This is a genomic window from Halopseudomonas salina (assembly GCF_014637955.1).
Classification (GTDB): Bacteria; Pseudomonadota; Gammaproteobacteria; order Pseudomonadales; family Pseudomonadaceae; genus Halopseudomonas; species Halopseudomonas salina.
The window spans coordinates 31,164-45,615 of record NZ_BMFF01000008.1 but is presented as its reverse complement, the minus strand read 5'-3'; the positions used below and the strand labels follow the sequence as shown (position 1 = coordinate 45,615).

Genomic DNA, 14,452 nt, shown 5'->3' with positions numbered 1-14,452 from the left:
AAGCGCGTATACTATTCGATCTATTTATTCCCCAAGGTTCACTTCAAGTATGTCCGATACCGCTCCGGCGGCACCTCAGTTCGCCGACTTAGGCCTGCCTGCACCCCTTCTCGAGGCGATTACCAGCCTCGGATACGAAACACCCTCCGCCATTCAGGCCGAGGCAATTCCTACCCTGCTGGCAGGCGAAGACCTGCTCGGTCTGGCCCAGACCGGTACTGGCAAGACCGCCGCTTTCGCGCTACCGGTTCTCGCCGGCATCGACGTCAGCGTGCGCGCCACCCAGGCCCTGATCCTGACGCCTACGCGTGAGTTGGCCCTGCAGGTTGCTGAAGCATTCCAGCGCTATGCGCAGAACATGCGCGGCTTTTCCGTGCTTGCACTGTACGGCGGCTCCGCCTTTGCGCCCCAGTTCAAGGCGCTTGAGCGCGGTGCCCACGTTGTCGTGGCTACACCGGGCCGGCTGACCGACCACATGCGTCGCGGCAGCATCAAGTTCGAGAACATGCGCTTTCTGGTGCTCGACGAAGCGGACGAAATGCTCAAGATGGGCTTTGCCGACGACCTCGACGCCGTGTTCGAGAAGGTGCCGGAGAAGACCCAGAAGGCACTCTTTTCTGCAACCATGCCAGCTGGTGTGCGTACTGTTGCCCGTAAGCACATGCGTGACCCCAAGGAAATTCGTCTGCACAGTGGTGTGAGCAGCAGCCTGGACACTATCACCCAGATCGTCTGGGAAGTGTCCAACCACCATAAGCTCGATGCGATGACGCGCCTGCTCGAAGTCGAGCCGGTCGAAGCGATGATCGTTTTCGTGCGCACCAAGACGGCCAGCATGGAAATTGCCGAGCGCCTGGAAGCCAGGGGCTTTGCCGCCGCCGCACTGAATGGTGACTTGAGCCAGCAACTGCGTGAGCAGGTTGTCGACCGACTCAAGCGCGGCCTGCTGGACATCGTGGTAGCCACCGACGTGGCCGCTCGTGGTCTGGACGTGGAGCGTATCTCCCACGTACTCAACTACGACGTACCACACGATAGCGAATCCTATGTACACCGTATCGGCCGCACCGGCCGTGCCGGTCGCTCGGGCACCGCTATCCTGTTTGCTACGCCACGTGAGCGCCGCTTGCTGCACCTGCTGGAAAAGGCCACCGGCCAGAAAATCCAGAGCCAGGCACTGCCCAGTGCGGACGCCGTTCGCAGCGGTCGCCTGACCAAACTCGCCGCGCGCATCAACACCGCCCGCGAGCAGACCGGTGCACTGCACGAGAAACTGGTAGCCGATCTGCTGACACTGACCAACCTGGAACCGGAAGAACTGGCAGCGACCCTGCTGGCCATCATGCCGAGCGCCAAGACACTGGTCGAGCCGGTCAAGGATCTGCCCACTGCGGCACCTGCCAGCCAACACGATGGCTATGCCGAACGTGATAGCGGCCTGGTTCGTTACAAGGTCAAGGGTGGTCGCTCCAACGGCCTGATGCCCAAACCTCTGGTTGATGCCTTGTGCCGTCACGGCGGACTGCAACGCCAGCAGATTGGACATATCAAGCTGTTCAACGAGCATAGCGGCGTGTACCTGCCGGAACTCAGTGAAGCCACCCTGGCGAAACTGGCTTCAGTCGAGATCAACGGTATTGCCCTGCAAATCCGTGCCTGGCCCCTGCCGCCTGGTGAGTCCGAGCCGCCGACGCGCCCGCGTCCACGCAAGGATTTCGCTGCCAAGCCACGCAGTGCAAAACCCCGCCCGACGAAATAATCGTTGTGCTGGACTGGATTGACATCGGCGTCAACCTGACCGACTCCGCCTTCGACACTGATCGTGAGGCGGTGCTCGAGCGGGCCTGGCAGGCCGGTGTCAGCCAGATGGTTCTGACCGCCACCTCACTGGCAGTCAGTCACCAGGTACAGACCCTCTGCAATAAAGATCCCCAACGCTTGTTCTGCACCGCCGGCGTGCACCCGCATCAGGCCAGCCAATGGAATACCCAATTGGCTGACGAAGTGCGTGTGCTTGCCACGGCAGATTGCGTGCGGGCGATTGGCGAATGTGGGCTCGACTACAACCGGGATTTTTCTCCCCGCCCCATGCAAATCCAGGCCCTGGAAGCCCAGCTGGAGATCGCCGCGGAGCTGCAGCTGCCGGTGTTTCTGCACGAACGCGACGCCAGCAAGGTGCTCATCGACCTCCTCAGGGATTATCGCGACAGGCTGCCCGCTGCCGTGGTGCACTGCTTTACCGCAGACCGGGAAGCGCTCTACCCCTACCTTGATCTGGATTTGCACATCGGAATAACCGGCTGGATCTGCGACGAAAGGCGCGGCAGTCACCTGCATTCCCTGGTGAGTGACATCCCTGCAGGCAGGTTGATGATTGAGACAGATGCGCCCTGGCTGGTACCGCGCACCCTGCGACCCAAGCCGAAAAAAGGTCGAAACGAACCGGCTTTCATTACCGAAGTCGCCCACACCCTGGCGGCTTGCCGCAGCGAGTCAGTTGAACAACTCTCGGTCCATACCACCGCTACTGCCAGACAGTTCTTCGGCTTACCCACCCCAGCGAATCGCTCTGCCCCCGCTACTTGATGTATTCCATCGGCTGTATGCTGATATTCAGGCCAGGCCCTTGGCGCCGACGCGCTATTACGCCATGATGGCTGTAGACATAACAAAGCCAGACGCAGCGCTCAAATACAGAGATTGCCTGCACACCCCGGAGTACCCAGCAGATCATGCGAATTATTCTTCGCCAGCTTGTTTCCACTACGGCCATGCTAGCCTTGAGCACGACAGTCTGGGCAGCTGATTCCGGTATATTACCGGCGACCGTCAAACAATCACTGCAGGCTGCGAAACTGCCTGTCGAAGCCATGTCAGTGGCAGCCATTCCCCTGGAAGGTCAGGGCATGGCGCAATTCGTCAACGCCGACAAGATCGTCAATCCGGCCTCGACCATGAAGCTGGTCACTACCTATGCTGCACTCGAGTTACTCGGCCCCACTTACAGCTGGCGCAGTGAGCTGCTTGGAACCGGCCCCATCAACAACGGCGTGCTCGAGGGCGACCTGATCTTCCGCTCCAGCGGCGATCCGAAAATGACTATCGAACGTATGTGGACCCTGCTGCGGGATCTGCGCGCAGCGGGTGTTCGCGAGGTCGCCGGCAATCTCATACTGCAGCCTGCCGATATCCGGCTACCAGCCGATGCGGTGCCTTTTCCGGATGATGGCAACGACCCGAGCAAGCCTTTCCTGGTTGAACCCGATCCCCTGCTGACCAACCTGAAATTGCTGGTATTGAGTAGTTATGGTGAGAGCAATGGCGTACGCATCCATATGGAGCCCGCCCTGCCTGAAGTAACCATCAACAATCAGTTGCGGTTGCTGGCGCCAGTCAATTCATGCCCCTGGCCCAACGTGACCTACGGGATCGTGGATAATGGCAGCAATGCGACAATTACTCTGGCCGGTGCGCTGCACGAAGGCTGTTCGGTACAACGTTACATGTCCGCGCTGAACGCTCCGACCTATACCGGCAGCATGCTCCGCAGCCTGTGGCGCGATATGGGTGGCGCCATACGCGGTACTACGCTTGTCGGCCAGGCTTCGAGCAATGCACGCCAACTGGCCTACAGCGACTCACCCGACCTGGTGACCGTGATCCGCGACATCAACAAATTCAGCAACAACACCATGGCCCGGCAGCTGTTCCTGACCATTGGCCGTGAAACGCGCAAACCAGGGGACCTGGACGACCAGCGCTCGGCGGTACGCAGCATCAACCAATGGTTGGGCGGCAAGGGTATTCAGCCCACAGCACTGGTCATGGAGAATGGCTCTGGTCTGTCAAGAATAGAGCGGATGACGGCGAGGGATATGGCGATGTTGCTGCAACAAGCCTGGAAGAGCCCCTACTCTGCCGAGTTCATCGCCTCGCTGCCGCTGGCAGCAATGGATGGCACCATGCGTCGACGCCTGCGTAACACCTCTGTAGCTGGCCAGGCCCACATAAAGACCGGCTCCCTGCGCAGCGTCCGCGCCATTGCCGGCATCACCCGTGACGCCAATGGCCAGAGCTGGGCGGTGGCCGCCATCGTCAACCACCCCGCTGCCGGCGCCAGCCGCGAGGCGCTGGACCGGGTTCTGACCGATGTGTACCGCCGCGCACCGACCAATATCGCCACCAACCAGTAGGCGGCGTCAGGCGCGTCGCGCTATGCACCACGTACGGTGAATCCGCGTATTGCGCTGGAAGTCCTTGTCCAGCGTTTGCGCGGATATATCACTGACCTGATATTTCTCCTCAAGCTCGCGATCCAGCCGGAACCGCCTGAAGTTGTTGGAGAAATACACGGTGCCGCCCGGTGCCAACCGAAGCATGGCCATTTCGATCAGACGCACATGATCACGCTGCACATCAAACACATCTTCCAGCCGCTTGGAGTTCGAGAAAGTCGGCGGATCGATGAAAATCAGGTCGTATTCACCCCGGTCATCTTCCAGCCACTGCATCACATCGGCATGCACCAGCTGGTGCAGATCTGATAACCCGTTCAGTGACAGATTCCGCCGCGCCCAATCCAGATAGGTTTTTGACAGATCCACACTGGTCGTGCTGCGGGCACCACCCACAGCTGCATGCACAGTGGCACTGGCGGTATAGCAGAACAGATTCAGAAACCGTTTGCCCCGCGCTTCGGCTGCGATCTTCAGGCGCAAGGGCCGATGGTCGAGGAAAACGCCTGTGTCCAGATAATCGGTCAGATTGACCAGCAGCTTGACCTGCCCCTCGCGCACCGTAAGAAACTCGCCCTTGCGATCCATGCGCTGATACTGCTTGCTGCCACTCTGACGCAGGCGCTGCTTGAGCACCACGTGGCTGGCGGGGATACCCAGCACGTCCGGCAGGGCGACCAGTACATCCTGCAGGCGGCTGCGCGCTTTCTCTTCGCTGATAGTCTCGGGCGCCTGATATTCCTGCACGTGGGCCCAGTCATCATATAGATCAATGGCTACGGCAAACTCAGGCATGTCGGCATCGTAGACCCGATAGCAGGTAATGTCCTGCTGGCGCGCCCACTTACCCAGATTCTTCAGATTCTTTTTCAGGCGGTTGGCGAACATCTGTGCCGACTCGCTCAGACGTGCCGCGCTTGGCTGATCGACCACCGCGGGGTTGGTGGACTGCGGAGACTGCGCGGGGGCGGTCTGTTCAATGCCCGTATCCGGCCGCTTCGCTGCGCTGGCGCCCGTAACGTAGCGCTCGGGCTGCAGGTCCATCATCAGCAATTTGCACGGCAGTGCCCCGTTGAACAGCGAATATTGCTTGTGGCTGCGAATACCCATGCGCTTGCCCAGATCCGGGTTGCCGGTGAAGATGGCGGCCTGCCAGCCCGTACAGCGCTCACGCAACACCTCACCGAGCTTCTGGTACAGATAGACCAGACTGGCCTCTTCTCCCAGACGCTCACCGTAAGGAGGGTTACAGACAATCAAACCCGTCTGCCCCCGATCAGGATGGGGCTCGAACGTGGCCAGCTCACCCTGGTAAACCTTGACCCAGCTGGTCAGGCCTGCGCGCTGGATATTGTTGCGGACCGGCTGCAGCAAACGCGGGTCCGCTTCGTAACCGCGAATCCACAACGGCTCGCCTGCCAGGCCTGCCTCTGCCCGCTGACGCGCCTGGGCAATCAGCCTCTCCCAGATTGACGGTTGGTGCTGCAACCAGCGACTAAAGCCGAATTGTTCTCGCTGCAGGTTGGGCGCCATGTCGGCAGCCATCATCGCCGCCTCTACCAGGAAGGTGCCCGAACCACACATGGGGTCCGCCAAAGCACCGCCCGATGCCGCGAGCTGCGGCCAGCCCGCGCGTATCAATATTGCCGCTGCCAGGTTCTCCTTGAGCGGTGCAGCACCCTGCTGCAGACGGTAGCCGCGTTGATGCAGGCTGTGACCGGACAAATCGATAGCCAGTTGGGCTTCACCACTACGGCAGTGCACGTTGATGCGCAGATCAGGGTTCTGCCGATCCACGCCTGGCCGGGTCCCGTCAGGCTGACGCAGCCGATCGACGATCGCGTCCTTGACCTTCAGCGCGCCAAAATGGGTGTTATCAACGCCGGGCAATATGCCGACAAAATCCACGCTCAGGGTGGCTTCAACGGGCATATGCGCCGCCCAGTCCACCGCAGCAACGCCGTCATACAAAGCCTGGGCATCACTCACACTGAACCGGTTGAGCACCAGCAGCACGCGGTTGGCCAGTCTTGACCACAAACAGATGCGATAGCCCAGCTCCAGATCCCCGCTGATACTTACACCAGCGACCGTTTCCCGGGCATTTTCGGCACCCAGAACAATCAACTCGTCGAGCAGCAGCCCTTCAAGGCCTTTCGGGCATGTAACAAAAAATTCAAGGCTTTCGTGCATCTGTTTGATTTCCACTACTTTGTGATTTTTACATTAGCGGTGTTAGTGCGCAGGCCGCTAAAGGATTACCCGTCTATGACAAATCGGTCTTTGGGCGTCCCTTACCGATAGGGTACAACAGGACAGGACTCGAGAACGGGCAAACCTCTCGGGAAGCCGGATCGGATGATCTGCTTCCCCCGTCATGGCCGGGACTTCCCTGCCATGTCACCGCCGTCGCTGCGAATTGCAGGCCGGTTTGTTCTACAAGATGAGGGCTCTACTGTATGAGAAGACTCAAGCGTGATCCGATGGAACGAGCATTTCTACGCGGTTATCAGAACGGTGTTCACGGCAAGTCCCAGGACTCCTGTCCGTTCATCAGTCCCACCACCCGTCAGAACTGGATCAATGGGTGGCGTGAAGGCCGAGCCGATCACTGGGCCGGCTTCACCGGCATTTCCGGCGTGCATCGCCTCAACGAAATGCACGCGGTAGGTTAAATTCCCAGAGTATCTGTTTTCCCATGGCGCTTCCCTAAAGCGCCGGGCCTTTCGGGGCCCCACCGGCCTTCGCAATGCGAAGGCCGGATCCCGGGAAAGTAACCCTCTCCGGTAAACCTGCTAACGCTGTAAGGCAGCAATCGCATCAATACATTCGCCAACCAGTTCCGGACCACGGTAAATAAAGCCGCTGTAGAGCTGCACCAAACTGGCGCCCGCTTGCATTTTTTCTGCCGCATCAGCCCCGGTCATGATGCCGCCAACGCCAATAATCGGCATGCGTCCCTTCAACTCCCCGGCAAGAAGTCGGATGACCTCGGTCGATACATCGGTGAGAGGGCCTCCGGACAGGCCGCCGGTTTCCTCGGCATGCTCCAGACCCACCACCGCGGTGCGCTCAAGGGTAGTATTGGTGGCTATAACACCGTCCATACCCTCCTCGACCAGCACTTGCGCAATCAGCGCCAGGTCTTCCGGCAGCACGTCAGGCGCAATCTTGATGGCGATAGGCACGTACTGCCCATGTTCCCCGGCGAGTTCGGTCTGGCACGCCTTGATACTTTCAAGCAGTCGCTTGAGGGTGTCGCCATACTGCAAAGTACGCAAGCCTGGGGTATTGGGCGATGACAGATTGACCGTGACATAACTCGCTCGGCTGTAGACCTTGCGCAGGCAGTGCAGATAGTCGTCTACGGCCCGCTCCACAGGGGTAACGGCATTCTTGCCGATGTTCACACCAAGCACGCCCTGATAGCGTACCGAATCGAGTCGCTGCAACAGGGCATCAACGCCCAGATTGTTGAAGCCCATGCGGTTGATTATCGCGTCCTGTTCCGGCAGGCGAAACATCCTTGGCTTCGGGTTACCCGGCTGCGGTCGAGGGGTCACCGTGCCCACTTCAAGAAAGCCGAAACCCAGGGCTGCCAGACCGTCCACAGCCAATGCGTTCTTGTCCAGACCCGCAGCCAGCCCTACCGGATTATCAAAGGTCAGGCCCATGACCTGCACCGGCTGAGATATTCGCGGTCTGGCCAGTTTATCCGCCAGGCGCAGCCGGCCGGCTGCGCCAAGCAAGTCCAGCGTCAGGTCATGTGACGTTTCAGCAGGCAAACGGAAAAGCAATGAGCGCAGCATGGAATACATGGATCGGAGCCTTATGGATGACTTTTCAACCACACAGTATACCTGTTCGGCACCGCGTTGCGGGGTGCCGGACTATCTATTGAACCATTGGTTTGTCTGGCCCTGTGTTTATCAGACCATACGTTGCAGCGAGATCAGCTTGCCATCCCCGGTGAAGCGCATGACAAAGCTGCCATACACGCCTTCATGGGTAAGAAATGGACGTAGATGGTGAGCAGGCAAGCTCACCCTGCGGCCATCCCGGCTGTACATCAGTACGCGACCGGCATGGCCACGATACCAGGCCAGATAGCGCTCGGCGGGGAGCGCTAAATCCACAACCAGCTGCTGCTCTGCGGTCAATCAGGTACCCTCTAAAATCACCTCGCTGAGTGCTCAGTTTACGCTGCGCCGCGAGGCCTGTACCAGATCCAGCAATTCCCGCATGGCCACCGCTATCATTGGATAATCCCCTCCACCGGCATTCTTGAGATCCGCGAGCATCACCCGCCAGCGCTTGACCATCAAGGGGTTGCGCGCCACCCACTCCTTGACCAGCACGTCCGGGCTCAGGCTCTCATCGCAGTCGTGCAGTACTGAAACAGTCATCGAACGCGCCTGGGCGTCAAGGTCGTCACGATAACTCTCTCGGGCCAGCGCCTGCCAGTGGTTATCCACTGACAGACCATTGATCTGCTGGCTGAACCAGGGCAAGCGGAGCTCGCTACCCAGCGCAAAGAATACCTGGGCAACGCGTTGCTCGGGCTGGCCGGTAGTATCGGCCGCTTCGATGATCCCCAGCAGCGTGAAGAAATTGGTGGTTCCCGCCACCAGCCGCGCAATTGGCTCCGGCACGCCCGCCTTGGAGTAGGCTTCAAAGCGTGCTTCCCACTGACCTCGCACAGGCCCTTCCAGCAAGCTGTCGAACTGCTCGGCGAGGGCTTCGACCCTGGGGGCAAAGTGGGCAATCTCGCGCTCAGGATCCAGATCCCGGCGCCGGTTGCGAACAAACCAGCGTGTGGCCCTGCGGCCCAGGCGCATCAGGTCGTCCATCAGTTCCAGCTGTACTTCGGCGGGCACCTGATAATCCAGAGCCTCGATGGATGCAAAGTGCGCCTTCAGCTTGAACACATCCCGCGCGACCACGTAGCCACGGGCCAGCTCGCTGGGTGGCGAGCCGGTCGACTGCTGCAGGCGGCGCAGGAAGGTGATACCCATATGGTTGACCAGGTCATTGGCCAGTTGGGTGGAGATGATTTCTCGGCGCAGTCGGTGGTTGTTCAATGCAGCGGGGTATTTCTTCCCCAGCACGGCAGGAAATGCAGTTCCCAGCTCGCGTGCCAGATAACTGTCCTCAGGCACATCGGAATCCACCAGACTTTCCTTGAGGTCGGCCTTGGAATAGGAAATCAGGATCGACAACTCGGGCCGGGTCAGTCCCAGACCACGGGCGGTGCGCTCGGCCAGTTGATCGTCCTCCGGAATGAATTCCAGGGATCGGCTGAGCTTGCCGCTGCTCTCCATCTGGGTGATGTAGCGCCGATACTCGGTCATTGTCTTCACTGCCTGGCGCTGAGCCAGACTGATCGCCTGTGTCTGCTTGTAGTTGTTGGCCAGCACCAGCGACCCAACATCTTCAGTCATGCTGGCAAGCAGCTTGTCCCGCTGTTTGCCGGTCATATCTCCCGCCTCAACCACTTCGTTGAGCAGGATCTTGATATTCACCTCATGGTCGGAGCAGTCGACGCCCCCAGCGTTATCGATAAAGTCGGTATTCAGCGATCCGCCGTGCAGGCAGTATTCGACCCGGCCCAACTGAGTCATGCCCAGGTTGCCGCCCTCGCCTATCACCCGGCAGCGCAGATCTCGCCCGTCAACACGCAATATATCGTTGGCCTTGTCGCCCACATCAATGTGAGTTTCAGCCGAGCTCTTCACATAGGTACCGATACCTCCATTCCAGATCAGGTCCACCGGCGCCTTGAGCAGATTGTGAATAAGTTCGTTGGGAGTCAGCTTCTCGGCCTTGATGTCGAAGAGTTCGCGCATCTGTGGGGTCAGCGTGATCTGTTTGAGGCTACGCTCGAAAATGCCCCCACCGGTGGAGATCAGCTTGCTGTTGTAATCGGTCCAGCTTGAACGAGGCAGGTCGAACAGCCGCTGACGCTCTTCGAAACTGACCTCGGGATCCGGGTCCGGATCAATAAAGATGTGCATATGGTTGAAGGCTGCGACCACCTTGAGGCTGCGTGATAACAGCATGCCATTGCCGAATACATCGCCGGCCATGTCGCCAATACCCAGCACTGTGACCGGCTCGGTCTGGATATTGATACCCAGTTCCCGGAAATGTCTCTGCACGGAAACCCAGGCACCCTTGGCAGTGATGCCCATCTTCTTGTGGTCGTACCCGGCCGAGCCACCCGAGGCAAAGGCATCACCCAGCCAGAACCCGTAATCAGCGGCAATACCATTGGCAATATCGGAGAAGGTTGCTGTTCCCTTGTCGGCGGCAACCACCAGGTAGGGATCGTCTTCATCGTGACGAACTACCTGATCTGGCGGTACTAGCGTACCTTCCACCAGGTTATCGGTCAGATCCAGCAAACCGCGTATGAACAGCTTGTAGCAGGCTATTGCCTCCTGCTGCACTTCATCGCGAGTGCCTCCCAGGGGCAGCCGCCTGGGGACAAATCCACCCTTGGCGCCCACCGGTACTATGACCGCGTTCTTGACCTGCTGCGCTTTCACCAGGCCCAGCACTTCGGTGCGGTAATCCTCTTCACGATCGGACCAGCGCAGGCCACCCCGGGCGACCTTGCCGCCACGCAAATGCACACCCTCAAAGCGTGGCGAATAGACAAACACTTCGTACATCGGCTTGGGCAACGGCAGCTCGGCAATCGCCCGCGGATCAAGCTTGAGACTGAAATACTCCTTGGCATTACCCTGGCTGTCGGTCTGATAGAAATTGGTGCGCAGGGTCGCTTTAATCAGCTCCAGATAGCGCCGCAGGATACGATCCTCATTGAGTACCGCCACCTGGTCAAGCGCGCCGAGAATGGCCTGTTCGAGTCGCTGCTGCATATCTTCCAGGTCGTCGGGGGACAACTTGCGGGCAAGATAGAATCGGGTCTTGAACAAACGGACCAACTCACGGGCAATGTCCGCATGCCCCACCAGGGTGCTGGCTATATAGGGCAGCTCGAAGCCCAGCCGTATCTGTTTGAGATAGCGCGCATAAGCGCGTAACAAGGCCACGTCACGCCATGGCATGCGTGCCAGCAAGACCAGTCGATTGAAGCCATCGTTCTCGGCCAGGCCGCGCCAGGTCTGTTCGAAAGCATCACGGAAAAGCTCGTTTACCTCTTGAATATCCAGTTCACGGTCAAGCGCAAAGGTAAATTCGAAATCGTGAATCCAGAACTCCTGCCCATCTCGGCGTTTGAACAGGAATGGGAACTCGCCCATGACCCGCAGTCCCAGATTTTCCAGGATCGGCATGACATCCGACAGGGGCAAGGGCTCGCCAAGGTGATAAATCTTGCAGTGCAAGACGCCCGGCTTCTGCGACAACGGCTGATAGAAACTCATTGCCAAGGGCCGCTCGGCGGTCAGTGACAGGATGTGCTGCATATCCACCACACCACTGGCCGCCGTAAAACGCTCCGCGTAGCCGGCCGGAAAGCCGCCGGCAAAATCTTCCAGCACAGCCGTGGCCGTGGCCTCGCCAAGACTTTCGTTCAGACGATCGCTGAAATCATCATGCCAGTCGCGGCAGACCCGGATAATGTCCTGCTCGATCTTTGCCGGATCGATGGTCAGGTCCTGCCTGGGATCAACGCTGAGAATGAACTGGGTACGGGCCAGTACCGACTCGGAAAAGTAGGTCCAGAATTCACATTCGCTGGCCTGCAAGCGCTCCATCAACACCGCTTCGATTTTCAGGCGGATCTCGGTGGAATATATTTCGCGCGGTACATATACCAGGCAGTAGTAGAAACGACCGTAGTTACCGCTGCGCAGAAACACGCGAATCTGGTTACGCTCCTGAATCTGCACAATGCTCAGGGCGGTATCTCGCAACTCCGCTTCGGACATCTGGAAAAGATCATCACGGGGCAGTACCTGCAGAGCCTGATCCAGCTCCTTGCCCAGGTGACTGTGGGCAGTGAAACCCGAAGCTTCGCGCACCGCCGCCACTTTTTGGCGCAGGTGAGGTATGCGCTCGACAGTACCGGCATAGACCCGGGAGGTGTAAAGCCCCATGAATCGATGTTCGGTAATCACTTCACCCTGTTTGTCCACTTCGCGAATCGACACGTAATCGGGATAGGCTGGCCGATGGACCTTGCTTGAAACAGACGCCTTGGCAAAGGACAGCAAAACAGGCGCGCGCAGGTAATCGATCACCTTGTCAGGCAGGCCGGCCAGGGACTCGTCCCGGGCATTGAGCGCCAGCACACCCAGACTGTGTTCGGGCTGGATGCCCAGTCGCTGCTCCTTGAGCCCTTCCTTGATATTGAAACGCTCGTAGCCCAGGAAAGTGAAATGATCCTCAAGCAACCAACCCAGGAACGCTTCGCATTCCTTGCGCTCTTCGACCGGAAAGTACCCGAATTGCTTGCCTTTGAGTAACTTGATGACCGCCTCGGCCTGATTGCGCATGGTGCCAAAGTCTGCAACAGCAGCCCTGACATGGCTGAGCACCTCCTCAAGGGATTTAGACAGGCGCTTGAGTTCGGCGGCACTGCCGCAACGGTCAATTTCTATGTACATCACCGACTCGTGCTGTACATCCGCCTCCTTGCTATGAGGCGGCATCACCGTTTCGAGTTCGCCCTTGGCGTTACGCTTGACGGCCATTACGCTGTTTTGCAGGGTATGGATGGCATAACCCTGACGATTCAGTTCCATACGCACGGAGTCGACCAGGAAAGGCGAATCGACGTGGAGAATTTCCACCACCGAATGGGTGGATTGCCAGCCATGCTGCTGAGTGTCAGGATTGAATACCCTGAGCTTCTCGATTGAACCTGTGTAGTGTTGCAGAAAGCGCCAGAATGACAGGGTACAACCCAGCAGGTCAGTGTCATGTCGGGCGAGCAGCTCATCGAGCGGCACGATCCCGAAAAACTGCTCGCTGAAGCGAATAATGGATTCTTTTTCGTCCGGCTGGACGAGATTCTCGATACGATCCTGCAAAATAGTAAGGAATTCTTTTCTACTGCTGGCCATGATGAACGCCATGCTGCCTCCAGATAAATCTGCGAGGCACAAGCTCGCAGAGTCTTGCAGTGGGTAACGGGCGTCAGAAGCGGTATTCTGTTGGGCCCGCGGTATCGAATAACATCAGTCTAGACCATAGTGTGTCGCCGGCGTGACAATTAGATGGACAGAGCGCAATGGACAAGGATGGACCGGATATGGACACGATAGTCAGCAAGGAAAATACGCTCATGACGCACCACCAATCACTGATGAGCCTGCGTTCCTGGATGGGGCAGCAGATTTTTGGCCAGGAACAGCTGGTTGATCGCATGCTAATTTGTCTGCTGGCCGGCGGCCACGTACTCGTGGAGGGCGCCCCCGGCCTGGCCAAGACCAAAGCCATCAAGGCGCTATCTGAAGCGATCGAGGCGGACTTTCACCGTATCCAGTTCACCCCCGATCTGCTCCCGGCCGATATCACCGGCACGGAGATATATCGCCCTGAAACGGCCAGTTTCAGCTTTCAGCAGGGCCCCATCTTCCACCACCTGGTTCTCGCTGACGAGATCAACCGTGCACCAGCCAAGGTGCAGTCTGCGTTGCTCGAGGCCATGGCCGAGCGCCAGGTCAGTATCGGCAGGGAAACCTATCCTCTGCCCGAGCTGTTCATGGTCATGGCCACCCAGAATCCGATTGAACAGGAAGGTACCTATCCACTCCCGGAAGCCCAGCTGGACCGCTTCCTGATGCACGTACGTATCGGTTTTCCAGACGCGGCACTGGAGCGCCAGATCCTGCATCTTGCCCGCGGTGAAGCCCAGGGCGTCAGTAGCCGGATAGAGCAACGGATCAGCCAGGCAAGCATTCTTGCCGCCCGTCAGGAGGTGCTGGGCCTGTTCATGGCCGACGCCGTAGAGGAGTATCTGATCCAACTGATCATGGCCACCCGGCGTCCAGAGCTATATAGCGCTCAATTGGCTGAATGGATTGAACTGGGTGCAAGCCCGCGCGGGACTATTGCCCTTGACCGTTGTGCGCGGGCCCATGCCTGGCTGGCCGGGCGCGACTTCGTCAGCCCTGAAGACGTTCAGGCCATAGTGCACGATGTATTGCGTCATCGCCTGATTCTGAGCTTCGAGGCCGAAGCCGCCGGAATCGATGCAGACCGGGCGATCAATCTGCTGGTCGAATCCGTCGCCGTGGTATGAA

General features: G+C 58.8%; 9 protein-coding genes. 5 read left to right on the top strand and 4 right to left on the bottom strand.

Annotation, left to right across the window (positions count from 1 at the left end; genetic code table 11):
• Nucleotides 1–49 precede the first annotated feature (49 nt).
• The 3 genes from IEV54_RS15405 to dacB all read left to right on the top strand — a co-directional run bounded on the left by IEV54_RS15405 (nt 50) and on the right by dacB (nt 4,193).
• Complete coding sequence (locus tag IEV54_RS15405) at nt 50–1,759, top strand: DEAD/DEAH box helicase (protein ID WP_188434479.1); 1,710 nt, start codon at nt 50–52, stop codon at nt 1,757–1,759.
• 8 nt (nt 1,760–1,767) lie between these two features.
• The gene (locus IEV54_RS15400) at nt 1,768–2,586 is read left to right on the top strand and encodes a TatD family hydrolase (RefSeq protein WP_150279137.1); all 819 of its coding nucleotides are present in this window, start codon (nt 1,768–1,770) and stop codon (nt 2,584–2,586) included.
• A gap of 146 nt (nt 2,587–2,732) precedes the next feature.
• A complete protein-coding gene (gene dacB / locus IEV54_RS15395; protein ID WP_150279033.1) occupies nt 2,733–4,193 on the top strand; it encodes a D-alanyl-D-alanine carboxypeptidase/D-alanyl-D-alanine endopeptidase in 1,461 nt (486 codons plus the stop codon).
• Nucleotides 4,194–4,199: 6 nt separating this feature from the next.
• Here dacB and rlmKL read toward each other — a convergent pair whose 3' ends face one another.
• Nucleotides 4,200–6,428 (bottom strand): bifunctional 23S rRNA (guanine(2069)-N(7))-methyltransferase RlmK/23S rRNA (guanine(2445)-N(2))-methyltransferase RlmL, encoded by a 2,229-nt coding sequence (rlmKL, locus tag IEV54_RS15390; RefSeq protein ID WP_150279032.1) that lies wholly within the window; start codon nt 6,426–6,428, stop codon nt 4,200–4,202.
• Nucleotides 6,429–6,694: 266 nt separating this feature from the next.
• On the opposite strand from rlmKL, the gene rmf reads away from it, so the two are divergent.
• Entirely contained in the window at nt 6,695–6,910 is a 216-nt protein-coding gene (rmf, locus tag IEV54_RS15385; RefSeq protein WP_150279031.1) for a ribosome modulation factor, read from the top strand.
• 120 nt (nt 6,911–7,030) lie between these two features.
• Here the strand turns inward: rmf and IEV54_RS15380 are convergent, their stop codons facing one another.
• The 3 genes from IEV54_RS15380 to IEV54_RS15370 form a co-directional block, all read right to left on the bottom strand.
• A complete protein-coding gene (locus tag IEV54_RS15380; protein ID WP_150279030.1) occupies nt 7,031–8,053 on the bottom strand; it encodes a quinone-dependent dihydroorotate dehydrogenase in 1,023 nt (340 codons plus the stop codon).
• A 111-nt stretch (nt 8,054–8,164) separates the two neighbouring features.
• Nucleotides 8,165–8,377, bottom strand: coding sequence for a DUF2835 domain-containing protein (locus IEV54_RS15375; protein ID WP_150279136.1), 213 nt, complete (start codon nt 8,375–8,377; stop codon nt 8,165–8,167).
• Nucleotides 8,378–8,428: 51 nt separating this feature from the next.
• Complete coding sequence (locus tag IEV54_RS15370; protein ID WP_150279029.1) at nt 8,429–13,282, bottom strand: NAD-glutamate dehydrogenase; 4,854 nt, start codon at nt 13,280–13,282, stop codon at nt 8,429–8,431.
• Nucleotides 13,283–13,491: 209 nt separating this feature from the next.
• Between IEV54_RS15370 and IEV54_RS15365 the strand changes: the two genes are divergently transcribed.
• Nucleotides 13,492–14,451, top strand: a complete 960-nt coding sequence (locus tag IEV54_RS15365; protein ID WP_150279135.1) for an AAA family ATPase — start codon at nt 13,492–13,494, stop codon at nt 14,449–14,451.
• Nucleotide 14,452 lies beyond the last annotated feature (1 nt).